The 25410-nt window shown below is 60.8% G+C and carries 18 protein-coding genes, 4 tRNA genes and 2 pseudogenes; 6 read left to right on the top strand and 18 right to left on the bottom strand.

Annotation, left to right across the window (positions count from 1 at the left end):
• Positions 1–114: 114 nt before the first annotated feature.
• From QM780_RS09035 to tig, 8 genes are all read right to left on the bottom strand, one after another.
• Positions 115–191, bottom strand: a tRNA-Asp gene (locus QM780_RS09035).
• Between the two features lie 124 nt (positions 192–315).
• Positions 316–822 carry a DUF1993 domain-containing protein gene (locus QM780_RS09040; protein WP_415070141.1) on the bottom strand — a complete coding sequence of 169 codons (507 nt, stop codon included), beginning with the start codon at positions 820–822 and terminating at the stop codon, positions 316–318.
• Positions 823–988: 166 nt separating this feature from the next.
• Positions 989–1063 (bottom strand) — tRNA-Val (locus tag QM780_RS09045).
• 93 nt (positions 1064–1156) lie between these two features.
• Positions 1157–1435, bottom strand: a complete 279-nt coding sequence (locus QM780_RS09050; protein WP_013948531.1) for an HU family DNA-binding protein — start codon at positions 1433–1435, stop codon at positions 1157–1159.
• A 251-nt stretch (positions 1436–1686) separates the two neighbouring features.
• Complete coding sequence (gene lon / locus QM780_RS09055; protein ID WP_415070142.1) at positions 1687–4113, bottom strand: endopeptidase La; 2427 nt, start codon at positions 4111–4113, stop codon at positions 1687–1689.
• Between the two features lie 279 nt (positions 4114–4392).
• A complete protein-coding gene (gene clpX, locus QM780_RS09060) occupies positions 4393–5643 on the bottom strand; it encodes an ATP-dependent Clp protease ATP-binding subunit ClpX (RefSeq protein WP_415070143.1) in 1251 nt (416 codons plus the stop codon).
• 346 nt (positions 5644–5989) lie between these two features.
• Positions 5990–6643: an ATP-dependent Clp protease proteolytic subunit gene (locus QM780_RS09065; RefSeq protein ID WP_415070144.1), complete on the bottom strand. Its 654-nt coding sequence runs from the start codon at positions 6641–6643 to the stop codon at positions 5990–5992.
• Between the two features lie 100 nt (positions 6644–6743).
• Complete coding sequence (gene tig / locus QM780_RS09070; protein ID WP_415070145.1) at positions 6744–8102, bottom strand: trigger factor; 1359 nt, start codon at positions 8100–8102, stop codon at positions 6744–6746.
• A 496-nt stretch (positions 8103–8598) separates the two neighbouring features.
• Here tig and fdnG point away from each other — a divergent pair, with 496 nt between their 5' ends.
• The 5 genes from fdnG to selD all read left to right on the top strand — a co-directional run bounded on the left by fdnG (position 8599) and on the right by selD (position 15402).
• Positions 8599–11670, top strand: a complete 3072-nt coding sequence (gene fdnG / locus QM780_RS09075) for a formate dehydrogenase-N subunit alpha (protein ID WP_415070146.1) — start codon at positions 8599–8601, stop codon at positions 11668–11670.
• Positions 11671–11681: 11 nt separating this feature from the next.
• The gene (gene fdxH / locus QM780_RS09080) at positions 11682–12626 is read left to right on the top strand and encodes a formate dehydrogenase subunit beta (protein WP_415070147.1); all 945 of its coding nucleotides are present in this window, start codon (positions 11682–11684) and stop codon (positions 12624–12626) included.
• On the top strand, positions 12623–13294 hold the full coding sequence (locus QM780_RS09085) for a formate dehydrogenase subunit gamma (RefSeq protein WP_415070148.1): 672 nt from the start codon (positions 12623–12625) through the stop codon (positions 13292–13294). The genes fdxH and QM780_RS09085 overlap by 4 nt, the downstream gene beginning before the upstream one ends.
• Positions 13295–13301: 7 nt before the next feature.
• Positions 13302–14234, top strand: coding sequence for a formate dehydrogenase accessory protein FdhE (gene fdhE / locus QM780_RS09090; protein WP_415070149.1), 933 nt, complete (start codon positions 13302–13304; stop codon positions 14232–14234).
• 121 nt (positions 14235–14355) lie between these two features.
• Positions 14356–15402, top strand: coding sequence for a selenide, water dikinase SelD (gene selD, locus QM780_RS09095; RefSeq protein WP_415070150.1), 1047 nt, complete (start codon positions 14356–14358; stop codon positions 15400–15402).
• Between the two features lie 38 nt (positions 15403–15440).
• Here the strand turns inward: selD and QM780_RS09100 are convergent.
• From QM780_RS09100 to QM780_RS09145, 10 genes and pseudogenes are all read right to left on the bottom strand, one after another.
• Positions 15441–15536: transfer RNA gene (locus QM780_RS09100), tRNA-Sec, on the bottom strand.
• Positions 15537–15656: 120 nt separating this feature from the next.
• Positions 15657–17486 (bottom strand): annotated as a pseudogene (gene selB, locus QM780_RS09105) (selenocysteine-specific translation elongation factor); the annotation flags it as partial.
• Positions 17487–17519: 33 nt separating this feature from the next.
• On the bottom strand, positions 17520–18953 hold the full coding sequence (selA, locus tag QM780_RS09110; RefSeq protein ID WP_415070151.1) for an L-seryl-tRNA(Sec) selenium transferase: 1434 nt from the start codon (positions 18951–18953) through the stop codon (positions 17520–17522).
• A gap of 89 nt (positions 18954–19042) precedes the next feature.
• Entirely contained in the window at positions 19043–19372 is a 330-nt protein-coding gene (locus tag QM780_RS09115) for a hypothetical protein (RefSeq protein WP_415070152.1), read from the bottom strand.
• Between the two features lie 100 nt (positions 19373–19472).
• On the bottom strand, positions 19473–20495 hold the full coding sequence (locus tag QM780_RS09120; protein WP_415070153.1) for a lysylphosphatidylglycerol synthase domain-containing protein: 1023 nt from the start codon (positions 20493–20495) through the stop codon (positions 19473–19475).
• Positions 20495–21697, bottom strand: coding sequence for a bacteriohopanetetrol glucosamine biosynthesis glycosyltransferase HpnI (hpnI, locus tag QM780_RS09125; RefSeq protein WP_415070154.1), 1203 nt, complete (start codon positions 21695–21697; stop codon positions 20495–20497). The genes QM780_RS09120 and hpnI overlap by 1 nt, the downstream gene beginning before the upstream one ends.
• A gap of 95 nt (positions 21698–21792) precedes the next feature.
• Positions 21793–22002, bottom strand: a complete 210-nt coding sequence (locus QM780_RS09130) for a hypothetical protein (RefSeq protein ID WP_415070155.1) — start codon at positions 22000–22002, stop codon at positions 21793–21795.
• A 145-nt stretch (positions 22003–22147) separates the two neighbouring features.
• Positions 22148–22606 (bottom strand): annotated as a pseudogene (locus tag QM780_RS09135) (ChbG/HpnK family deacetylase); the annotation flags it as partial.
• Between the two features lie 49 nt (positions 22607–22655).
• The gene (locus QM780_RS09140; protein ID WP_415070156.1) at positions 22656–23957 is read right to left on the bottom strand and encodes a protoporphyrinogen/coproporphyrinogen oxidase; all 1302 of its coding nucleotides are present in this window, start codon (positions 23955–23957) and stop codon (positions 22656–22658) included.
• Positions 23958–24169: 212 nt separating this feature from the next.
• Positions 24170–24254 (bottom strand) — tRNA-Leu (locus QM780_RS09145).
• Positions 24255–24492: 238 nt separating this feature from the next.
• Here QM780_RS09145 and sseA point away from each other — a divergent pair.
• Positions 24493–25356 (top strand): 3-mercaptopyruvate sulfurtransferase, encoded by an 864-nt coding sequence (sseA, locus tag QM780_RS09150; protein ID WP_415070157.1) that lies wholly within the window; start codon positions 24493–24495, stop codon positions 25354–25356.
• Positions 25357–25410: the final 54 nt, after the last annotated feature.

The following is a 25410-nucleotide window of genomic DNA, read 5'->3' on the forward strand; positions in this document are numbered from 1 at the left end:
CCATGGATGGCTGTCTAACGAGCGATATTTGGGTCTTAATTGCCCACCGAAATGCCCAGCGCGCTCAGATGGAGACCGTTGTCGTTCGGTAATACACTGATTTTTTTGACGGATTGGCGCGAGAGACGGGACTTGAACCCGCGGCCTCCGCCGTGACAGGGCGGCGCTCTAACCAACTGAGCTACTCCCGCAATCCAGAAAGTGACGGGCGCCGAAGCGCCCGCCGTCACAGGGTCGAAATACGTGATGGGCGCCCCGTCGTCAAGCCGGAGTTCCGAGCCTTAAGGCGGAATTCCAACAGTCGGGCTTTAGGTCTTAACGCCGCGGAACAAAATCGCGTTTGCCGATCTCGATGCCGTTGTGCCTCAGGATGTCGTAGGCGGTGGTGCAATGGAAGTAGAAGTTCGGAAATGCGACATGCAGGAGGTACTCCAGCCCGCTCATTGTGACTTCCTGGCCGCCGACCTTGAGGGTCAGCTCCCTAGTCTCGGCCCCGACGAACTGCTCCGGCTTGTAGGCGGCGAGCAGGGTCTGAATCTTGGCGATGCGGGCTTTGAGTTCGGGAAGGGTCGTCTCGACGTCGGGGAAGCTTGGAACGTCGAGCCCGGCCAAGCGCGCCGGTGCGGCCTTGGCGAAATCGGTCGCGAGCTGAACCTGACGCGTCAGGTTGAACATGTCGGGGTAGAGCCGGGAACCGAGATAGACCGCGAAATCTATTTTCTTCGCTGCGGCCTGCTCAGCCGCCTTGTCAAGGACGGCTTCCAGAGAGGCGAGCTGCTTATGGAACGTCGGAATCGCGATGTCGTAGATTGATACGGGCATGAGCTCTTCTTTCTTCGTTAGTTCCGTTAAACGGAACTTATGTATCTCAGCGATGCTATGGTATCAAGGTAATCTGCTGAAGCGGCACATTCGCGAGAAGGCTAGGGAATCTGTTTGTCCCGAGAGCGCACACGGGTTCCAGGCGCGTCGCCTGACGTCATCCAAATGGTGGGCGGTGAGAGGGTCGAACTCCCGACATCCTCGGTGTAAACGAGGCGCTCTACCACTGAGCTAACCGCCCGACGCGCATTTGCTAGTCGGTCTCTAAGAGACTGTCAAAACAATCACGCGCGCCGCAGAGACGGCGCGCGCGATTTGAAACTCAACGCGAAACTTAGTTGATGTTCAGCGCGTCCTTCAGGCCTTTCGCCGGCGTGAACTTCGGCACGCGCGAAGCCGGAATCTGAATGGTCTTGCCTGTCGCAGGATTACGGCCTTCGCGCGCCTTGCGGGCAGCGACTTTGAAAGTGCCGAAATCCGGGATGCGCACTTCATGGCCGTCTTTCATAGCGGCACGAATGTGGGCGAGAACGGCATCGACGACGCCACTCGCCTTTTCCTTCGTCAGCTCGCAATCGCGTGCAACGGCATCAATCAAATCTTTCTTGCTCATCTCGTCTTTCCTCTAGTGTGGGAGGTGAGGCTTCGGCTCATGGGGCTCGAAACCCGAGGCGGCCATATCGGGGAGTAGCGGGCCGCGCATGACCGGCTACAAGCGCCCAATCGCTTCGCCCGTCAAGCGGAAAAAGCCCGTATTTCCGGACAAAAGCGCATCAAAATGCTCAAAACTCATAAAAGAAAATGCCCCTGCGCGGTAAACGCACAGGGGCATCAGACAGAGCAAATTTACGGTAACCGAAAAAGTCAGTGTGCGGTAATCCGCGCACCACCCTTGCTCGACTCTTTGGCCTCGAGAGCCTCGGCCTCGGCAGCTTCGTCCCAGGTGATCGGCTCGGGCACACGCACGAGTGCGACCTTCAGGACTTCATCGAGGCGCGAGACCGGGATGATTTCCATCTTGGTCTGAACCTCTGCCGGAATTTCCGCGAGATCCTTGCGGTTCTCTTCCGGAATGATGACCGTCTTGATGCCGCCGCGAAGCGCCGCGAGCAGTTTCTCCTTCAGACCTCCGATCGGCAGCACGCGGCCGCGCAGTGTGATCTCGCCCGTCATCGCGACGTCCTTGCGGACGGGAATGCCGGTCAAGACCGAGATGATCGCGGTCGTCATGGCGATGCCTGCGGAAGGTCCATCCTTCGGCGTCGCGCCTTCCGGCACGTGCACGTGGATGTCGCGCTTCTCGAACAGCGACGGGTGAATGCCGAAATCAACCGAGTGCGAGCGCACATAGGCGTTCGCGGCCTGGATCGATTCCTTCATCACGTCGCGCAGGTTGCCGGTGACGGTCATTCTGCCCTTGCCGGGCATCATGACGCCTTCGATCGTCAGAAGCTCGCCGCCGACTTCCGTCCAGGCCAAGCCAGTGACGATACCGACCTGATCCTCGAGTTCGGCTTCGCCGTAGCGATACTTCGGCACGCCGAGGAAGTCGTGGACGTTCTCGGCGGTGACGACGATCGACGTCTTCGACGACGTCAGGATTTCCTTCACAGCCTTACGTGCGAGCTTTGCCATTTCGCGTTCGAGCGAACGGACACCGGCTTCGCGCGTGTAGCGGCGAATGACTTCCTTGATCGCGCTGTCCTCGACCGTCCACTCGCCCTGCTCGAGCCCGTGCGCAGAATACTGCTCGGGGATCAAGTGGCGCTTGGCGATTTCGAGCTTCTCGTCTTCCGTGTAGCCGGCGAGGCGGATGATCTCCATGCGGTCCATCAGGGCCGCAGGAATGTTCAGCGTGTTGGCCGTCGTGACGAACATCACGTTCGAGAGATCGTAGTCGACCTCGAGGTAGTGATCGTTGAACGACTGGTTCTGCTCGGGGTCCAAGACCTCGAGCAAAGCCGCCGCCGGATCGCCACGGAAATCCTGGCCCATCTTGTCGATCTCGTCCAAGAGGAAGAGCGGGTTGGTCCGCTTCGCCTTCTTCATGGACTGGATGACCTTGCCGGGCATCGAACCGATGTAGGTCCGGCGATGGCCGCGGATCTCGGCTTCGTCGCGGACACCGCCCAACGACATGCGCACGAACTCGCGGCCGGTCGCATTCGCGATCGACTTGCCGAGCGAGGTCTTGCCGACGCCGGGAGGGCCGACGAGGCACAGAATCGGGCCTTTCAGCTTGTTGGTGCGAGCCTGGACCGCGAGATACTCGAGGATGCGCTCCTTGACCTTCTCGAGGCCATAGTGCTCCTGATCGAGGACTGTCTGGGCCTCGGCGATATCCTTCTTGACCTTGCCCTTAATCCCCCACGGGATCGACAGCAGCCAGTCGAGATAGTTGCGCACGACCGTCGCTTCAGCAGACATCGGCGACATCTGCTTGAGCTTCTTCAGCTCAGCCAGTGCCTTGTCCTTGGCTTCCTTCGACAGCTTGGTGTTCTCGATCTTTTCCTCGAACTCAGCGATGTCATCGCGTTCGTCGGAATCGCCAAGTTCCTTCTGAATGGCCTTCATCTGCTCATTCAGATAGTACTCGCGCTGCGTCTTCTCCATCTGGCGCTTGACGCGCGAACGGATCTTACGCTCGACCTGGAGAACCGAGATCTCGCTTTCCATCAGCGTGTAGACGCGTTCCAGCCGCTCGGAGATGCTGGCGGTTTCCAGCACGTCCTGCTTGTCGGAGATCTTCACCGCCAAGTGCGAAGCGATGGTGTCGGCGAGCTTGGCATAGTCTTCGATCTGGCCGACGTTGCTCAGAACCTCGGGCGAGACTTTCTTGTTGAGCTTCACGTAGCTCTCGAACTGCGTGACGACCGAGCGGGCGAGCGCTTCGAGCTCGTCCTTGGCGCCGGGCACTTCGGGAACGCGTTCGACTTCGGCTTCGAAGTAGTTTGCGTTCGATGTGTAGCGCGTGATCTTGGCGCGCGCGTTGCCTTCCACGAGAACCTTTACGGTTCCGTCGGGCAGTTTCAGAAGCTGCAGCACGGATGCGAGCGTGCCGATCTCGTAGATCGCATCGGGCGCCGGATCGTCATCGCTGGCGTTCTTCTGCGCAGCGAGGAGAATTTGTTTGTCGGCGCGCATGACCTCTTCAAGGGCCGCAATCGATTTCTCGCGCCCGACGAAGAGAGGAACGACCATGTAAGGAAAAACCACGATGTCGCGGAGCGGTAGAACCGGGAACAGTTCTTTGCCGCCGGATTTTTCCTTGGTCTTTTTATCTTCGCTCATTTCGCTACCTATCCGCCGTGTACGGCAAGTCTTTCACAACCCACCGGCACATTCCACACTCGTTCCACTTTTAGAGCCACGCATCCCGCCCCTTTTTGTGGCGACGGTCGGCATGCTCGTGAGCGCGAGCGCGGGGTGAGACCCAAGCCCTCTTTACCGGTTTTCGGAGAGATACACGGTCGACTGCTTGACGCCATTCCCTCCGAACAAATGGGGACCGGCGCCCCGCAAACAAGGCCCGGGGCAGAGCCCCGGGAAAACGTTAATTGTCGCGTCGAGCTAAGCAGTGGAGCCCTTCTCTTCCGCCCGATCGGAATAGATCCGCAGGGGCTTGGCAGAGCCTTCCACAACCTCCGGACCAATGACCACCTCTTCGACGCCTTTGAGCGTCGGCAGGTCGTACATCGTGTCGAGCAGAATGCCTTCCATGATTGAGCGAAGGCCGCGGGCGCCGGTCTTGCGCTCGATGGCCTTGCGCGAGATCGCCCTCAAGGCGTCGAGGGTGATCGTCAGCTTCACGTCTTCCATTTCGAAGAGGCGCTGGTACTGCTTGACGATGGCATTCTTCGGCTCGGTCAAAATCTGGACCAGCGCGGACTCGTCGAGGTCCTCAAGCGTGGCGATGACCGGCAAGCGGCCGATGAACTCCGGGATCAACCCGAACTTCAAAAGATCTTCCGGCTCGACATTGCGCAGGATCTCGCCCGTGCGCCGCTCATCGGGTCCGCTGACGCGGGCCGAGAAGCCGATGGACGAACCTTTGCCACGACGCGAGATGATCTTCTCCAGGCCGGCAAAGGCGCCGCCGCAGATGAAGAGAATGTTGGTCGTGTCGACCTGCAGGAATTCCTGCTGCGGGTGCTTGCGGCCGCCCTGCGGGGGAACCGAAGCGACGGTCCCTTCCATGATTTTCAGAAGCGCCTGCTGCACGCCTTCGCCCGAAACATCGCGCGTGATCGACGGGTTGTCCGACTTGCGGCTGATCTTGTCGACTTCGTCGATGTAGACGATGCCGCGCTGTGCCCGCTCGACGTTATAATCGGCGGCCTGCAGCAACTTCAGAATGATGTTCTCGACGTCTTCGCCGACGTAGCCCGCTTCGGTGAGCGTGGTGGCGTCCGCCATCGTGAAGGGAACATCGAGGATACGCGCCAGCGTCTGGGCGAGCAGCGTCTTGCCCGAACCCGTCGGACCGACGAGCAGGATGTTCGACTTCGCCAGTTCGACGTCGTTGTTCTTCGAGGCGTGGTTCAGGCGCTTGTAGTGGTTGTGAACCGCGACGGAGAGAACGCGCTTGGCGTGGAACTGTCCGATGACGTAGCTGTCGAGCACGCCGCAGATTTCCTGCGGGCTCGGCACGCCATCGCGGGATTTGACGAGAGTGTTCTTGTTCTCTTCGCGGATGATGTCCATGCAGAGTTCGACGCATTCATCGCAGATGAATACCGTCGGGCCAGCAATCAGTTTGCGGACCTCATGCTGGCTCTTGCCGCAAAAAGAGCAGTAGAGAGTGTTCTTCTCTTGAGCCATGTGTTCTACCTTCCGTGCAAGACACACCAACACGATGTTCTTGCTTTGGCCCTCCGTTCACGCTCAGCGAGGGGCCGATTCTGCGGCGACGTGAACTCCATATCCAATCTGAGCACGCTATCGTTTAGCAGATCAAGATTGGATTAATGGAGCCTACCCGGCCAAGGGTCGCAAGCGGCGCTATTGCCACAGTTGATAAACGAGTTGGCAACACAGACGAGACATTGCGAGGATTTACCTAAACTCAACGTTCTCGATGTGCCGCGTTTGTTCTTTGATGCGGGCGACGAATCGCCCACCCACACCTCACCGGTCCGAAGCCTCCAGGCGTTGTGCCTGCATGCCGTCAGTCGGCAGCCTTGCCAGTCTCGAAGACGCCGCTTTCGACTTCGTCGCGGCTTTCAAGGACCTTGTCGATCAGACCAAAGTCACGCGCCTGATCGGCGGTCATGAAGTAGTCGCGGTCGAGCGTCCTATCAACCGTCTCGTAGGTCTGACCTGTGTGCTTGACATAGGTCTCGTTGAGGCGGCGCTTCATTTTGATGATGTCTTCGGCGTGACGCTCGATGTCAGAGGCCTGACCCGAGAAGCCGCCCGAGGGTTGATGCACCATGACGCGCGCGTTCGGGAGCGCGTAGCGCATGCCCTTCGCACCGGCACAGAGCAGGAGCGAACCCATCGAGGCCGCCTGCCCGATGCACAGCGTGGCGACCGCAGGTTTCACGAACTGCATCGTGTCGTAGATCGCCATGCCCGCCGTGACGACACCGCCCGGCGAGTTGATGTACATCGAGATTTCTTTTTTCGGATTCTCGGATTCGAGGAACAAGAGCTGCATGCAGATCGATGCGGCCATGTGGTCTTCGACCGGGCCGGTGACGAAGATGATGCGCTCCTTCAGCAGCCGCGACGGCAAATCGTAGCCACGCTCACCGCGCGTCGTCTGTTCCACGACCATCGGCCAGAAGGTGTTCGTCAACGTATTGATCGGATCGCGCATCGCCTTCGTCTTTCCTCATTTCGGCGGACGGGCCGCTCGACCCCATCCGCCAGACTCGCACGCATTGATGTCTCAAATCCCTGTCGGGCTCGAAAGGAGATTACTCCTCCGTCGCCTCTTGGACCGCCTTCAGAAGCTCGTCACGCGTCACTTTCTTTTCGACAGGCTTGGCTTGGTCGATGACGAAGTCGATGACCTTATCCTCGAAGATCGGAGCGCGAAGCTCGGCAAGAGCGCCGGGCGTCTTCTCGTAATATTCGTAGACCTGCTTCTCCTGGCCCGGATAGCGCCGAGCCTGCTCGACCAGAGCGCGGCGCAGCTCGTCCTGCGAAACCTGCAGATTGTTCTTCTCGCCGATCTCGCCGATCACGAGACCGAGGCGCACCCGACGCTCGGCGATTTTCCGATACTCGGCGCGGGCCTCGTCCTCGGTTTTGCCTTCGTCAGCAAACGTCTTGTTCGTGGCTTTGAGATTGTTCTCGAGCTGAGTCCATATATTGTTGAATTCGAAATCAACAAGGGACGGCGGCAATTCGAAAGTGTGGGCCGCATCCAACGCGTCGAGCAATTCACGCTTCAGCTTCTGGCGGGCGGCCTGATCGTACTCCCGCTTGATCTGCTCGGCGATAAAGCCGCGGAGCTGCTCGAGGCTTTCGGCGCCGACGCCTTTGGCGAAATCTTCATCGACGGCCGGGGTCCGGGGCTTCGACACGCCCTTGACCTTGACGTCGAACTCGGCGGTCTTGCCGGCGAGAGCCGCCATCGGATAGTCGGCCGGGAACGTCGCGCTCACGACCTTCTCGTCGCCCGCCTTGAGGCCCGTCACGCCTTCCTCGAAGCCCGGAATGAACTGCTTCTTGCCGATCACGAGGCTCTGGCCTTCCGCGGTGCCACCCTCGAAAGCTTCGCCATCGATCTTGCCGACGAAATCGAGCGTGACGAGATCGCCCTCGCTCGCCGCACGGCCTTCTTCGATGTCGTAGGCGGTGTTGCGTTCGGCGAGATTGGTCAGCGCCTTGTCGATTGCGGCATCGTCAACGTCCGCGACCAGCTTTTCGAGCTTCAGCGATGTCAGATCGGCCAGCGGGATCGGCGGCAAGACCTCGAACGACATGCTGTAGGCGAGATCGCTCTGCCCGCTCGCGATCTTTTCGAACGTCTCTTCGTTGAAGTCGACCAGTTCGACCTTGGGCTGCTGGGCCGGACGCTCGTTGCGGTCCTTGATGGCCTGCGCGCTCGTGTCGTTGAGCGTCTGCTCCATCACTTCCTGCATCAGCGACTTGCCGTACAGTTTCTTGAGGTGCGCGACCGGCACCTTTCCGCGCCGAAAGCCCTTGATCTGCACGCGGTCCTTCAACTCGTCCAGCCGCGTTTCGAAGCGCTTGCTCAGCTCCGCTTGCCCGACGACCACCTGCAGTGTTCGCTTCAAACCTTCTCGTGCCGTTTCCGTGACTTGCATCGTCCGTGTCCTGATTGGAGGTCGAAGCTAACCGACAGACCTCACCGACCAACTATTTAGGAGACCGCCGGCCCGTCCACAAAGCGCGAACGCTACCGACCGCCGCAACACTCGTGCGGACGAAAGTTAGCCCCCAGAGATATTGCTTTGAATTTGCTACGTTTTTAAACTGTCGCACGGCACGAATCCGTGGCCATGCCCCGCGGGGAATGCCAGCATCACGCGCCTGGAAGCCTATGGCGAGGCTTAAACAGCCTTTCATTGAGATTGGCAATATGCTGTCGCGCGGCCGTGAAACCCAGCTTCAGAGTTTCGTCGATATTCGCGCGGCGCATGGCTTTGCGCGACGTCTTTCGAAAACGCATGATTATTTCGCTACGGCTATAGCTAAGTTCTTGAAAGACTGCGGCCATTTCCCGGGGTAAGCGCGTTATAACTGTACGCTCGTCATCTGGAACTGTTACAAGCCAGAGACGTGGAATATGGAGCGCCGATCATGGATCTCACGCGCAGAGGCTTCATAAAACTCAGCGGCGCGAGTCTTGCGGCCTCGAGTTTGGGCGCGCTCGGATTTGGCGGGTGCGGAGATGCGGTCGCGGCGTCGGTCAGGCCGTTCAAGCTCACGCACGCCAAGGAAACGCGGAATACTTGCACATACTGCTCTGTCGCCTGCGGGATCCTGATCTACACTCTCGGCGACGGCTCCAAGAATGCGACCTCGGACATCATCCACATCGAGGGGGATCCGGATCATCCGGTGAACCGCGGCACGCTCTGCCCGAAGGGCTCGGCGCTGCTCGACATCGTTCATGCACCGACGCGCCTGCAAGTCCCGAAATACCGGAAGCCAGGCGGCACCGAATTCGAGGAAGTCAGCTGGGATTGGGCCCTCGACCGCATCGCGCGGCTGATGAAGGACGATCGCGACAAGAACTTCATCGCCAAGAACAAGGACGGCGCGACCGTCAACCGGTGGCTTTCGACCGGCATGCTGGCGGCATCTGCCTCGTCCAGCGAAACTTCGTACCTCACCTGGAAAGTCGCCCGTTCATTCGGGATGTTGGTCTTCGATAACCAAGCACGTGTCTGACACGGACCGACGGTGGCCAGTCTGGCTCCAACATTCGGTCGCGGTGCAATGACCAACACTTGGCAGGATATCAAGAATGCCAACTTGGTCGTCGTCATGGGCGGAAACGCCGCTGAAGCGCATCCGTGCGGCTTCAAGTGGGTCATCGAAGCCAAAATCGAGAATGCGGCGAAGCTCGTCGTCATCGATCCGCGCTTCACGCGCACGGCATCGGTTGCCGACTATTACGCGCCGATCCGGCCGGGCACCGATATCGCATTCCTGTCGGGGCTGATCCGCTACCTGCTGGAGAAGGACAAAATCCAACACGAGTACGTTCGCAACTACACGAACGCCAGCCTGATCGTGAAGGAAGGGTTTGGTTTCGAGGACGGACTGTTCAGCGGCTACGATCACGAGAAGGGCCAGTACGACAAGTCGACGTGGGACTACGAGCTCGACGAGCAAGGCTTCGCGAAGGTCGACGACACGTGGCAAAACCCACGTTGCGTGATGAACCTTCTGAAGACGCACGTCGCGCGCTATACGCCGGAAATGGTGTCGCGGATCTGCGGCACGCCGCAGGACAAGTATCTCCACATCTGCGAGATGATCGCCGAGACGTCGGCCCCCGACAAGGCGATGACCAGCCTATTCGCGCTCGGGTGGACACAGCATTCGATCGGCTCGCAGAACATCCGCACGATGGCGATGGTGCAGCTTCTGCTCGGCAACATCGGCGTTGCGGGCGGCGGCATGAACGCCTTGCGCGGACACTCGAACATCCAGGGCCTGACGGATGTCGGCCTACTGTCGAACCTGATGCCCGGCTACATGACGCTGCCGAAGGACAGCGAAATCACGTTCGACGACTACATGAAGACGCGGCAGTTCAAACCGCTCAGGCCGGGCCAGACGAGCTATTGGTCGAACTACAGGAAGTTCTTCGTCAGCTTCCAGAAGTCGATGTTCGGCGATGCGGCGACGGCAGAGACGAACTGGGCTTACGACTGGCTGCCGAAGCTCGACATACCGCTCTATGACATCATCAAAGCCTTCGAGATGATGAACCAGGGCGAGATGAACGGTTACATCTGCCAAGGCTTCAATCCGCAGCAGGCATTTCCGGATCGCGGCAAGATCCGGCGTGGGCTTTCCAAGCTCAAGTTCCTTGTCACGATGGATCCGCTCGACACCGAGACGTCGCGGTTCTGGGAAAACTTCGGGCCGCAGAATCCGGCCGACTCCGCGGCAATCCAGACCGAAGTGTTCCAGCTGCCGACAACGTGTTTTGCCGAAGAGAATGGCTCGCTCGTCAACTCGGCGCGCTGGCTGCAATGGCACTGGAAAGCCGCGGAGCCGCCCGGCATCGCCAAGTCGGACATCTGGATCATGTCGGGCATCTTCCACCGGATGCGCGAACTCTACCGCAAGGAAGGCGGCGCGTTCCCCGATCCGATCCTCAATCTGACGTGGAACTACACCGATCCGACGGATCCCAATCCGGAGGAGCTTGCCAAGGACATGAACGGGCGGGCGCGCGATGATCTCAAGGACGCGACGGGAGCCGTCATCAAGAAGAAGGGGCAGCTTCTGGATGGATTCGCCCAACTCAAAGATGACGGCACCACGGAATCGGGCTGCTGGATCTTTTCCGGTTGCTGGACCGAGAAGGGCAATCAGATGGCGCGTCGCGACGCGTCCGATCCGCGCGATGCCGGCATCGCACCGGACTGGGCGTGGGCGTGGCCCGCGAACCGTCGTATCCTTTACAATCGCGCCAGCGCCGACCTTCAGGGCAATCCGTGGAACCCGGCGAAGCCGCTCATCCAATGGGATGGCTCCAAATGGGTCGGCGTCGATGTGCCGGACTATGGGCCGACGGTGAAGCCGTCGGACTCGGTCGGTCCCTTCATTATGAACGCCGAAGGTGTCGGGCGGCTGTTCGCCCGCGACCAGATGGTGGAAGGCCCGTTTCCGGAACACTACGAACCGTTCGAATCTCCGGCGATCAATGTGCTGCACCCGAAAGTTCAGAACAATCCGGCAGCGCGAGTCTTCGCCGACGACCGGAAAGATTTCGGGGCGCCGGCAGATTTCCCGTACGTCGCGACGACCTACCGGCTGACGGAGCATTTCCATTTCTGGACCAAACACGCGCGCATCAACGCGATCCTGCAGCCGCAGGAGTTCGTGGAAGTCGGCGAAGCGCTCGCCAATGAAAAAGGCATCCCGCAGAACGGTTGGGTGCGTGTTGCGTCCAAGCGCGGCTTCGTCGTCTGCAAAGCCTACGTGACGAAGCGGATCAAGCCGTTGATGGTCGACGGCAAGCCGACGCATGTCATCGGCGTGCCGCTGCACTGGGGCTTCACCGGGCAAGCGAGGAAAGGGTACGGCGCCAATACGCTGACGCCCTCGGTCGGCGACGCCAATACTCAGACGCCCGAGTTTAAGGCGTTCCTGGTCAATATCGAACGTGTCGACGGACCGTTGGTGTGACGGAGTAAATGATGTCGAACCTTCAGTCACAGGACTACATCCGGATCTCGGCGACGACCACGACGCCGCCGTCCGCGCGGACGTGGGAAGACCAGGTCGCAAAGCTCATCGACGTTACCCGCTGCATCGGCTGCAAGGCGTGTCAGGCAGCATGCATGGAGTGGAACAACCTGCGCAACGAGGTCGGCGAGTTCCACGGCACCTACGACAATCCGCTAGATCTCGATCCCCACACGTGGACCGTGATGAAATTCACGGAATACGAGAACCCGGAAGGCAATCTCGAATGGCTGATCCGCAAGGACGGCTGCATGCACTGCGAGGATCCGGGGTGCCTGAAGGCGTGTCCGGCGCCCGGCGCGATCGTGCAGTACGCCAACGGCATCGTCGATTTCATCAGCGAGAACTGCATCGGTTGCGGCTATTGCGTGAAGGGTTGCCCGTTCGACATTCCGCGCATCAGCCAGGTGGATCACAAGTCTTACAAATGCACGCTCTGCTCCGATCGCGTTGCCGTCGGCCTCGAGCCCGCCTGCGTGAAGGCATGTCCCACTGGCGCAATCATGTTCGGTTCGAAGGCTGACATGAAGGAGTGGGCGGGCGAACGCATCGTCGATCTCAAATCACGAGGCTTCGAGAACGCTGGTCTCTACGATCCGCCGGGCGTCGACGGCACGCATGTGATGTATGTTCTGCATCACGCCGACAAGCCGGGAATTTATGCCGGGCTGCCGCAAAATCCGAAGATCAGCGCCGCGGTCGAATTCTGGAAAGGATTGATCAAGCCCGTTGCTCTCGTTGGAATTGCGGCGGCGGCTGTGTCTGGCTTCCTGCATTGGATCATCGCCGGTCCGAATGAGGTGCAGCCGGAGGATGAGATCGACGCAAAGCGCTTGCTGAAAGCCAATAACTTTCCGGAGGACGAAGGCCCCCATCGAGCGGAGCATCAGTCATGAGTCGGCCATATGGAACGCTCACGCGCAACAGCACGATCACCCGGCTCAATCACTGGCTGACTGCGGCTTGCTTCATTCTGCTGATGCTGTCGGGTCTCGCGATGTTCGATCCGCTGCTCTACTGGCTTTCGAACCTGTTTGGCGGCGGAGCGTGGACGCGCATGGTGCATCCGTGGATCGGATGCGTGCTGCTTGTCAGCTACCTTGGGCTCATCATCCAGTTCTGGCGCGACAATCTTCCGACGAGAAGCGATGTCGAATGGATGAAGGCAATCGATAAAGTCATCGCGAACAAGGAAGAGGGCGTTCCGGAAGTCGCGCGCTTCAATGCCGGGCAGAAATTCGTCTTCTGGTCGATGACACTGCTCGTGCCAGCGCTCTTCATCACGGGGCTAGTGATTTGGGAGTATTATTTCGGCGAGGCCACCTCGATCCCGGTGCAGCGGGCGGCGCTTCTCATCCATTCGCTCTGCGCGGTTGCTGCCATTATCGTCTGGATCGTACACGTCTACGCGGCGATTTGGGTGCGAGGGTCGATGCGAGCGATGACGCAAGGCTGGGTGACGCCCGGCTGGGCGTGGCGGCACCATCGCAAATGGTTCCGGTCTCTGGCGGCGACCGGTTCTACAGGTCCCGATCCCAACGTGGACCGTCATACGCACAAATGAGGATCGTGTGAAACAGGGCGGAACGCCTCCAACGGGCAAATGGATCGGCAGTCCGACGGGCGGCGTCACAGCTCCCGAGCCGCTGATGTTGCCGGATTTGACGAGCCGCTTTTCAGCGACAGCTGCACGTTTGCGGGCCCTCGCCGATGGCCATCCGATGGAAAAGTGGCTTGATTTTATGGCTCTTCTATCAGACGCCCAGCACAATGCCGCTATGGCACCGGCAGCGATGCCCGCAACCGATCCATCGCTCATCGCGCAGAGCGTCGAGGCGCGAATGCCGCCACTCGCGGCCGACGGGCATCAGCGGCATAGCGCGTGGCGCGATGGGCTGACGACGCTGCTCGACGAGCTGGACGGCGGCGATATTCCCGCTCCCGCTGCAGCCGTGATTGCCGATGTGCGGCTGCACTCGGCCGACGACATTGAAGACCTCGCGGACCGATTCTTGCGGGGATCACTCGATCCTGCCGACGTCGGCCCGGCGCTTTATGTTGCAGCGGCCCTACAGGTCTATTTCACGCGCCTTGCAGCGAGCTTGGATGCTTCGACTTTGCGCCTGCTGCCCCAGCGCGGACTTTGCCCGTGTTGCGGTTCGACGCCCGTGTCTGGACTGATTACGGCATCGGGGCCGACGCCCGGAACGCGCTATCTATACTGCTCACTCTGTTCCACAGCATGGAACCACGTTCGCGTGATCTGTATCACATGCGAGGGCTCCGGCGCGCTGACGCTCAAGGGCATTGAGGGTGGATCCGCCGCCGTCCAGGCTGAAACTTGCGACGACTGCCGCACCTACGCGAAGATGCTCTACCAGGGCAAAGACACGAAGGTCGACCCTTACGCCGACGATCTGGCGTCGCTCGGGCTCGACATCATGGTGTCGGAGGCCGGATGGGCGCGCCACGCGCCGAACCCGCTGCTCCTCGTTGTCGCCTAAAAATCGTTACGCCCTGCCGGGCATGACGCGGCTGCCGTGCATTTTGATAAATCGCCGTGGCAACAGCCGCCGCGCCAACCTATATCGGTTCGAGAAAAACCTCGCGATATAGGCGCAGAACATGTCCGCCCCGACAATTCGCTTGACCGATTTGGCGCATGGCGGCGGGTGCGGTTGTAAACTCGCGCCGTCGGTGCTGCAGGAACTCCTGTCAAAGCAGCCGACGGCTTCACCGTTTTCACATCTTCTCGTCGGCACCGAAACAGGAGACGACGCCGCCGTCTGGCAGATCGACGACGAGCACTGCATCGTTGCGACGACCGATTTCTTCATGCCGATGGTCGACGAGCCACGCGATTTCGGACGGATCGCGGCGGCGAATGCGATTTCGGACGTTTACGCGATGGGCGGCCGGCCGATCATGGCGCTGGCGATCCTCGGCATGCCGCTCGGCAAACTGCCGGTCGAAACGGTCCGCTCCATCCTGGACGGCGGCGCGTCGGTTTGTGCGGAAGCCGGAATCCCCGTAGCGGGAGGACATTCGATCGACTCGCCTGAACCGATTTATGGTCTTGCGGTCATCGGTTTGGTCAAACCTGAAAACATCCGTCGAAATGCAGGAGCGAAGCCCGGCGATAAGCTGATCCTCACCAAGGGCGTCGGCGTCGGCATCTATTCCTCGGCCTTCAAGAAGCGCGAGCTTCCTGAGGACGGTTACGCGGAAATGATGGCGTCGACGACTTTGCTCAACCGGATCGGGCAGAAGCTCGGTGAAAACGCCGACGTGCACGCAATCACCGATGTCACGGGTTTCGGTGTTCTGGGGCACGCCCTTGAGGTTGCGCGCGGAAGCGGTGTCGGCATCGAAATCGCGTTCGACGATATCCCGCTGCTTCAGCGTGCCGAAGCGTTGGCGAAGTCGGGTTTTGTAACCGGTGCGTCGGGCCGCAACTGGGCGAGCTATGGTCAAGATGTCGTGCTGGCGGTGGACTTTCCGCAATGGAAACGAGATCTCTTGACCGATCCGCAAACTTCGGGCGGCCTTCTCGTCGCGTGCGCCGCGGATCAAGCCGAGCGCATTCGCGCCGGGATCGAGAGTGCCGGATATCCGTCTGCGCGTATCATCGGATCGGTCACCGACGGCGCGCCGCAAATTCGCGTTCGCTGAGCCAGCGGCAGCTATGACGATCGCTTCTTTGCCAATGGTGGCGGAGGAGAATGGGAGTCGAACCCACCAAGAGCAGTCTCGCTGCCCCACTCGGATTTGAAGTCCGAACGCCCCACCGGGGACGATTCTCCTCCATCGGCTTCGGCGGACGATTGCCCGAGGGAGCCAAACAAGTCCAGGCGATGCTTGTTGATGCGCCGCAAGTCGCCCTTGCGAAGCGTTATGCCGTTGCGATCGAAGAATTCGAGAATTTGGATGGCGACCTTGCGGCCATTGTCGAGCCGATCGCGGAAATCGGCGGCGACGAACCAGCCTCCTTCCGCATTGTCGGAAAGGTCCGCGGCAACGGCGACCATCTCACGCACGGTCGGACGCAGAAAGAAATGGTCGTGTGCCACCTCATCCGCGCGGCCGAGACGGCCGGCGAGCTTCATCAGCCTGCGGACGTCGCGTTCCGGGCTTCTGGTCAAAGCCGCGATGTCTCGCACGCGCGGAGGGCGAAAACGTTCCTCGCCGCCGAGCCTATGGGCGATGATTTTCCAGGCGTCTTCGTCCGCGGGCGAAAGCCGAACCTGATGCGACGAAAGACGGACGAATGCGCCGTCGAGCGCGATCTCGCCGCCGTCAGAGATTCTTTGCAGCGCGGCATTGAAGACGGGTTTGGCAAGACGTGGCTCGAGCAAGAGCCGGAGCTGCTCGCGTCCGATGCCCTGGACATCCGGGTTGTCGGCATTAAATTTGGCAACGCGTTCGATGAGGCCCGAGACGAATGAACGCCAGCGTTCCGACGAAACGCCAGCCCGGGTGTTCTCTGCTTCCAGCACGACGAGACCAAGATTGGATGCGATGCGATCCATTGGCGCGGACGATAGCGCGCGGTCGCGGGCGAAAGCGACAATGTCAGCCGTGAATGGCGGAACTTCGATCAATGCCGCGAACGCCGCGTCCGGCTCGTCGATCGAAAGCGCCGCCCGCTGGGCGCGTCTTTCGGGCGTCCGACGCTTGCGCGCAGGCGCGCGCAGATCCATGAACTTGCCGCCGCCGATCGTACGTTGCGCCGATACGTCCCGGATGACGAAACGATCGGGTACCGCGGCGGCGATCGGCGCATCGAGAACGAGCTGTACGTCGGCCGTCGTGCCAGGCTGAATGGCTTTATCATCGAGAAGCACGATGCGAGCCCCGACTTCGGCCGAGGCGTGATGCAGGCGGACGGGGAACCATTGCGTGACCGGCTTCGTCTCCGACGGCAAGACGCGCAGAACCGCGTCGATGCGATCCGTTGGTGCATGCAGAACGGGGCTCAAGACGACATCGCCTCGGCGGATCGCATCCTTCGCGATCTTCGGGCCTGCGAGATTGAGAGCGCAGCGGTCGCCCGCCCAGCCTATTTCGGCCGGGCGATTCTGTGCGTGGATCGAGCGGACGCGTGCTTCCAATCCCGCCGGACTGACCACGACCTGCGCGCCAACGCCGACAAAACCGGAAAGCACCGTCCCAGTGACGACCACACCAACCCCGGAGAGCGTGAACACGCGATCGACGGCCAAGCGGAATCGCCCCTCGGACGAGCGCGCAGGGATTTCTGGCGCGAGCGCGATGATGCGGGCTCGCAGGTCGCCGATGCCCTGCCCCGTCGTCGCAGACACGGAAACGACATCCGCCTTTTCGAGCGCGGTCCCCGCGACGGCGGCTTCGATCTCGGCGCTCACTTCAGCCAAGCGATCGGCGGCAACGAGATCAGCTTTCGTAATGACGATCAGTCCGCGCGCGACGCCAAGCAGATCAAGGATTGCGAGATGCTCAAGCGTCTGCGGCTTAATTCCGTCGTCGGCGGCCACAACGAGGAGCGCCATGTCGATGCCGCTCGCGCCGGCAAACATCGTGTGCACGAAGCGCTCATGGCCGGGCACGTCAATGAAGCCGATGATGCGATCGGGGGACGCCGGCAGATAAGCGAAGCCGAGATCGATCGTGATCCCGCGCGCCTTCTCTTCCTTCAGGCGATCGCCGTCGACACCTGTCAGGGCTTTGACCAGGGCGGTCTTGCCGTGGTCGATATGGCCGGCGGTACCGATGATCATCGCGGATTCTTATCGGGCGTTGGTAGGCTTACTTCAATTCGAGCCGTCCGGGCTCAGTTTTGCAAGGACAGATAGAAATCCGGACTCGTCGGTCAAGCATCTGAGATCGAGAATCAAAGCGCCATCATCCAATCGACCAACAACCGGCCGCTGCAGGGCGCGCAAGGCGGATGCCAGCTTTTCGAGTTCGACGCCGCCGGAATTGGAGCGGATCGCAACACCCGCGCTTTCGATGGTGTCGAGCGGCAGCGCGCCTGAGCCGATCTGGCTTTTGCATTCGACAACCTCGACAATGAAAGCCGGGCCGACGGCGGACTGAATATTTGGCAGGATGCGCCGGGCCTGCGCCTCGATATCGACGCGTGTCCGGGCGAGCAGACGCAATGTCGGCAAACGTTCGACGAGCCGATCGGGATCGCGATAGAGCTTCAGCGTCGCTTCGATTGCGGCGAGGCGGATCTTGTCGACACGCAGGGCGCGCTTCATCGGATTGCGGTTGATCGCGTCAATCAGATCGCGCTTGCCGACGATGAAGCCTGCCTGAGGTCCGCCGAGCAGCTTGTCGCCCGAGAATGTCACGATGTCCGCTCCGTCCGCCACCGCTTCGCGGACGGTCGGTTCCCGCTGCATTCCGAACGGAGAAAGATCGATGAGCGAACCGGAGCCCAAATCGTGCATCAGCGGGATTTGCGCCGCGGCGGCGATCTCCGCGAGTTCAGATGCGACGACCTCTTTCGTAAAACCGAGAATGCGATAGTTCGAGGTGTGCACCTTCAGGATGACGCCGGTCGCGCCGGAAAGTGCGGCGCGATAGTCCTTCGGATGTGTGCGATTGGTGGTGCCGACTTCGATCAGCTTCGCGCCTGCGCGAGACATGATGTCGGGCATGCGAAAGGCGCCGCCGATCTCGATCAGCTCGCCGCGAGAGACGATCGCCTCGCGCCCGCCGGCCAATGTGTTGAGCGCAAGAAGTACGGCCGCAGCGTTGTTGTTGACGACCGTTGCATCTTCAGCGCCGGTCAATTCGCGCAGCAGATCGCGGATGTGATCGTCGCGCTCGCCACGTTTGCCGGTCGTGATGTCAAATTCCAGCGCCACGGGATCGCGCATGGCTTCGACGGCGGCGTCGATAGCAGCTTCGGCGATCAGCGCGCGCCCGAGGTTTGTATGAAGCACCGTGCCGGTCAGATTGAACAAGGGGCGCAATGAGGAGGCATCGTCTTCGGCGAGACGTGCAAGCGCAGCAGCGACCAGACTTTCCGTCGTCGGCACGGACGACGTTCCGGTTTTGAGGGTCGCGCGCGTTTCGGCGAGCACATCTCGTATGGCACGCGTCGCGGCTCGGCGGCCAAAGCGTTCCACAAGTGCGGATGCGACGCCGCTCTTCAAGACGGCATCGACGGACGGCAGGTCCCTGAGAAGCGCGGCCTTCGAAAGTTCCAATCGGGCCTCGGCTAGCTGGCTCATGTTTTCGGCATGCTAGCGACTTTCGCGCCTGTCGGAAGGGTCGAGTTATCGAAAATGCACGGCGGCCTTAACGATCGGCTGCCGCCCGATCAAAAGCGGAGCCGTATGCCGCCGGTTCCGGCGTCGATCTGGAAGATCGCGTAGAGTTCTTCGCAAGCCGGGTGGACGCGAATATCGGCGTCGAGAAAGCGGCAGAGCTCTTCGGCGTCGGCGGGGTGAGCCAGAAGCGCTTCGGCGGTGGTGTGCTGTCCGGCTTCACGGGCAACGCGGGCGATCTGGTCGGCGCGGCAATAGGGCGTCGAAACCCAGCCGCCTCTGACATACTGGAAATTTCCATCGCAGTGCGGCGCACGCTTGGCCTCGGCCACGGGCGCCGCGAGAGTCAGGACAAACAGGCACGCTGAGGCGAGACGTTTCATGGCGGCGTCCGAAATCGATTTGGCTCCCAAGCTAACCGGATAGGATGCCCATATGAAGCTTCGATGTTGACGCGCAATCAGAGAAGGTCTCGGCTGTCACTTACGTGACGCGGCGAGGCGGCCCTGCCAGAAGCGCCGGCCTTCGGTGAAGTGCCAGGCGAGCAGACCGGGGACGCCGGCGATGACCTCTCTGACGCGCTTCAGCAGCGACAACGCGAGCGCAACGTCTGGGCTCAGGCCAAACAGGGCGCCGATAACGACATAGCCGCCCTCCTGCACGCCTGCCGCCCAGGGAACGACAAAGGCGACCGTCCTCAGCGCGAAGACGAGACTTCTCGAGAGCGAGGACGTCTCCCACCGAGAGTTGGTGTCCCATGAAGTAGAGCGCGAGCCATGTCTCCACGGCGCCAGACAGCCAACCCAGGAGGTGCAAGCCGATCGACGCGGCGACGGCCTCTTTGTCGCGATAGATCTGCTGGATGGCGGTGTGGATGCTGCCGGCGTCGGACGTTCCCTCCCAGGGCCGCGTGAAGCCGAGCTTGGCGGGAAGCGCTTCCAGAAAGAGAATCAGGCCATTGCGCTGAGCGATCAGGAAGCCGACGACGGCGATCGTCGCGACGAGCAGGCCGCCGGCGGCCCACCACGCCGCCGACTGATCGGGATGGTAGGCAAAGAGAAATGCGAGTCCCATGAAGGTATAGATCAACTGACTCAGCATTTCGGTCGTCATGTCGACGATGGTCGTCGCTGCCGCGACGTTGACCTTTAGGCCGTTCTTCGTCAGCTCGCGCGCGCCCGCCGCCTCGCCGGCGCCAGGGACGATGGCGAGCAGATTGCCGACGCTATCGCGGATCCATCGCGCCCAGAGGAACAGCAGGCCCCGGCTCTGCGGAAATTTTTCGACCAGGAGGATGCGCCAGCTCCAGGCACAGAAAAACAGCGACGAGAGATAGGCGCACATGATCGCCAGGATACCGCGCCAGCTTGCCGTCGCCAGCGAATCCCAGACCTCGGAGATGCCGAAATAGATGATGAGGCCGATGGCGAGCAGCGCGCCGCCAGACGCGGCGATGAACAGAGCGGTGCGCGAATTGATCTGCGGCGAGGCGTCCTCGGCACTCATTACTTGTCTCCGAGCGTCGTGGCGAGGCGCTGATTGCTGCCCGCGCCGACGTTGCGTCCATCGGCGATGAGCTTGCGGAAGGCTTCGTAGGTGAAGATGTTCTTCCCCCACTTCACCTTGTTACCGAACAGGCCGAACGCCCAGGCGAAAAAGCAGACGCATTCGCGAATGGGGACGAGCCATGGTTGTGCCGGCGTGTTCATGCGGAAGCTGCTGCGGACCTGATAGTGAAGGGCAATGCGCAAGATGATCTCGGCCGCGATGATCGACAATCCGAGCACCGTCGGCCACGGCAGCAACAGGGCGAGAAGCAGCGGCAGCGGCCAAGTGATCACCGACATGAAGTGATCGCGCGGACGGCAGAACCGTTCCATCCGCTGCCACAGGATCTCATGGCGGAAGAGTTCGGCGAAGCTTGTCTCGGCGACGATGGTGTCACAGCAATAGGGCGACAGCTCCACCTTGTAGCCACGCTGCGCCACGAGATTTCCGAGCGCGAAGTCGTCCGGGAAAAAATTCGAGAGATGATTGAACCCGCCGAAGGAATCGAGCGCTTGCCGGCGAACGCTCGCCATTGCGAACACGAAATCGATGCCGCGCAGACCGACGTCGACGAGAACGGACGGCGCGAACCAGTCGCTGATGTTCATCGCGCCGAAATCCGCAGCCGCGGCGCCGCCATAGGGCAGACCTTTGTAGATCGACGCCACCGCGCCGACCTTCGGATCGATAAACGGCGCTGCGAGCGAGGCGATGCAGTTGCGATCGACTTTCAGGTCGGCATCGGCGACGAGAAGGATATCGTAGCGGGCGGCTTTGTAGATGTTGGCAAGGTTCGATGCCCGCGGATTCGGGCCGGCGAAGCTCGCATCGACCACGAGACGCAGATCACGGTCGGGAAATTCGGCCATCAGGCGTTTCACGACGGCGACCGCCGGGTCGGTCTCCGAATGCGCGCCGAAGATGACTTCGTATTGCGGCCAATCCTGATCGCAGAAGGTGCGAAGGCAGTCGTAGAGGAACGGTTGCGCGCCGTGGACCGGCTTCAACACCGAGACGGGCGGCCGATACCCCTCGGGCGCCGCAACCGGCCCCTCGCGAAATCGCGATGTGAAGTAAAGCGCCAGCACCAGATAGGCGAGCGCCGCAAGACCGATAATCACGCCGGTGATGACAAACGGATTGAGAACCACGAAGGGCATTCGGCAGACGTCTCCAGGTCTATCGTCGCGGCGGCTATGGCCCGGCCGCAATCAGGCAACACCCGCGTAGCATAAATGCGGCAGCTTTCGACATCTCAGGCGGGAAATGCGGCTTTGAATGTCAGGGGGTGCAGCCCAAGTGCCGCAACCTTGTCCCGAACGGCCGGACTGACGAGCCCACGGTATTCCTCAAAGGAGGGATAAGATTGGGGGCGCCCGTCGCCTCCCATGGCCGGGTGGGCATAGAGTTCGGTGACGCCGTCGGGCAAATGATCGAGGTAGGCGAGGATACGGGCTTCCGTCATGCCGCCGGTGTCGGTGACGCCGAAGACGTAATCGTTGAGCGTCAGGCCGGCCGATTTCGAGCTTCCTGCGCATGCGGTGGGTCAACCCGGCATAGAACGCCCAATTGAAGAAGCGCCGGATTGCCTTGTCGCCCCCTGCCTGCAACGACGGCCCGAACGGCTCGACGGGAAAGCGTACCGGAGGGGAACCGAACTTCGGCGCAAGCTTGGCGATCGCGTCTGTGACGACGGGATGCATATGGAAATGGTGGTGGCCGTTGACGTGGTCCATCACCAAGCCTGTTTTTTCGAAGCGCTCGAACTGGGCCGCGATCTCGGCTTCGGCCTGGCGGCGCATCTCGGGCGAAAAGAACAGCTTGAAACCGAAGAGCTCGGGATTGTTCGAAAAGCTTCCATCAGGACCGACAAGGTCGGGAATGTGCTCCGGCGGCAGCACCGGGCGGCTATCGACCAAATGAATGTGAAGCCCAATGCCGAGCGCAGGCGATGCGCGGGCGCGATCGACGGCATCGTCGAAGGCTTCGCCGCCGGTCATCAGGCTCGTCGCCGACAGGATGCCGTTTTTATGCGAGGCCTCGATGCCCTCGTTGACAGGGAGCGACATTCCGAAATCGTCGGCGGTCACGATCAAGGACTTCAAATGCCGATCTCCTTCAGAGTTCGCCCTCGACTGTCGTCAACGCCGAGCTGATCGAATCTTCCATGCCGACATAGTCCCATAGCCCATAGCGGCCGATCGGGTGAACTCCGAATTCCTTCAGACGTGCGAGGATTTCGCCGACGAGACGGTCGCGCTCGGGCGTGTGATGGACGTAGGCGCAGCGTATGACGTGCGTGACGGCGCAGATGATGTCCTCGCTTTTTACCCAGCCGAGAGTTTCCAGCGCGGCGATGACGTCTTTCTGCGTCTTGCTTATGATATCGACGTTATCGATCTCTTCGCCGGGAACGCCGACCTCGACGTAGACCGCGCTCAGTCCTGGCGACGCCATCGCGGGGCTGATGTTGGAATAGCAGCCGAAACGGTAGAACGGGATGTCGCGATCCGGCACGTAAACCCAATGCGCGTCTTTCAAGGCGCTCGGCAGTTTTCCGCGCACGCCGAAATTGAAGCTTATCGTCGAGCTGTGGCTGAGGCGGGCGGCGGCGTTTCTAAGGTCGGCGTCGTCCGTCAGCAGGCAAAGGGCTTTGAGGGGAATGCTGGGAAACATCTTTTCCCACGCCACGTTTCGGCCGGAGCTTGTCGTCGCGATGCGACGCTGCAGATCAATGGCCGTGATTTCCTCGGTCGCCGAAGCGCTTTTCAGGCCGTGGGCGAGGCCGCGTGTCAGAACGTCGATGCCGTCGCGCTTGGGATACCAGAATGTCGTGTTGTATTCCGCGAAGCGTTCGCCGGTGTTGGCAAGGCCGGCGCGGATGCGGGCTTCATCCGGCGGTGGAAAGAACCGTTTGACGGCGCCGATCGACAGGCGGTTCAGCGGCGTCGCCATCGTCTTTTCGTTCTGGGGGATGAGGAAGCGGTCAGCGACGACCTGGCCGAAGCCCGAGACGATGAATTCGCGAAAGCCGGTAACGTCTGCCTCGGCTTTGGGGCGCGCGTTGTAAGATTTTTCGCACTCGTCGCGCAGGCCGTCCGGAAGTTCGCCCAGATGGTATTGAACGGGAGCCGTAATCAAGCGGCCGCCGGCGAGAAAATAGGATTTCCGCTCGACCGTCTCCCAATCATCGTTGCTGAGGTGGCCGTAGGGAATTTCGGCGGGCGACGGATAGCGCCGCAGATGCAGAAAGTGGCCGGTGTAATCAAAGCAGAAATCTTCGACCTGAGTCGTGCGCGTCAGGCCGCCGAGCGCGGGACAACGCTCGAGCAGCAGGTAATCGCGATTATTGGCCTGAAGACATTGAGCGGCCGCCAAGCCCGATATGCCGCCGCCGGCGACCAGCCACTTTCGAGACATCACCGTCTGTTTCCGAATCTTTGGGCCGGTTTGAGCACTTCAGACCGCAACGCGAAAAATGCGGAAAACTCCCGTTCATTCGCCCGGACCGGCTGAACCGCGGTTCCTTTAGAGGCGGCATTGGGAAACCGCAAGCGCCACAGCGACGCTAGCCCGAGGCGATTGGGCCCGACGATTCTGGTTTTATTGTTCAATCGCTTATCGGACATTCCTGGTGCGAGCAGAGGGATTTGAACCCCCACGCCTTTCGGCGCTTGGACCTAAACCAAGTGCGTCTGCCAGTTTCGCCATGCTCGCATTTCCTGATCAGCCGGTGATAACGCCGTTTGCGTCTGCCGACCGCTCAAGGAGGGCGTGTCATACTGAAATGTCCTGCCAAAAACAACGCGTAAACGTCCGGTTGCAGAGGCTGTCAGGCGACTTCACGTTTGTTTGGCTCTGCCATATGCCGCTCCGTCTTGCGGTCAGAGTGAGTTTTGCCTATGTGCACTCAACCCCCGACCAAAGTCATGTTCGATAACCTGTAGGACTTTCCTTGCCTGATTTAGCCAAAAACTGGATCGTCGAGACGGACTGGCTCGCCGATCATCTCTCCTCGCCCGATCTGATCGTCCTGGACGGAAGTTGGCATCTGCCGACCGAGAACCGAGACGCCAAGAAGGAATATCTGGCCGAACATATTCCAGGCGCGCTGTTCTTCGATATCGACGACCTTTCGGACGAAAAATCCTCGCTGCCGCACATGCTGCCGTCGACGGTCAAATTCGCGTCGCGGATGAAGAAAATGGGCATCGGCGATGGTGCGCGGATCGTCGTTTACGATACCACGGGCATTTTTTCCGCCGCGCGCGTGTGGTGGACCTTCCGTGCGATGGGGCATCGGGATGTCGCTGTTCTGAACGGCGGCTTGCGCAAGTGGAAGGCCGAGGGTCGGCCGCTCGAAGACGGTCCCCCTCCCAAACGTTCGGAACGGCATTACTCGCCGCTGCAGAACACTGAGATCATTCGCGATCTGGAAGAGATGAAGGCGTTGCTCGGCAAGAACGGCGTGCAAATCGTCGATGCCCGGCCTGCCGCCCGTTTCGAAGGCTCGGCCGCGGAGCCGCGTCCTGGCTTGAGAAAGGGCCACATTCCCGGCTCGAAGAGCTTGCCGTCACAGAAGCTTCTCAATCCGGACGGGACGTACAAATCTCCTGAAGAGCTCAACAAGCTGTTCGCCGACATCGGCATCGATGTGACGAAGCCTGTCGTGACGACCTGCGGGTCGGGCGTGACGGCGTCGATGCTGGCGCTGGCGCTGGCCGTTGTCGGGCAGACGAACGCGGCTGTTTACGATGGCAGCTGGGCCGAATGGGGCCAGGAAAACGGCCTGCCGATAGAGACAGGCCCGGCGAAATAGCTTCGCGGTCATGCAAGGCGCCAATCTGAAGCGCCTTGCATTCGCTGCCGATTT

The sequence above is a fragment of the Hyphomicrobium sp. genome (assembly GCF_047600905.1).
GTDB lineage: Bacteria > Pseudomonadota > Alphaproteobacteria > Rhizobiales > Hyphomicrobiaceae > Hyphomicrobium_B.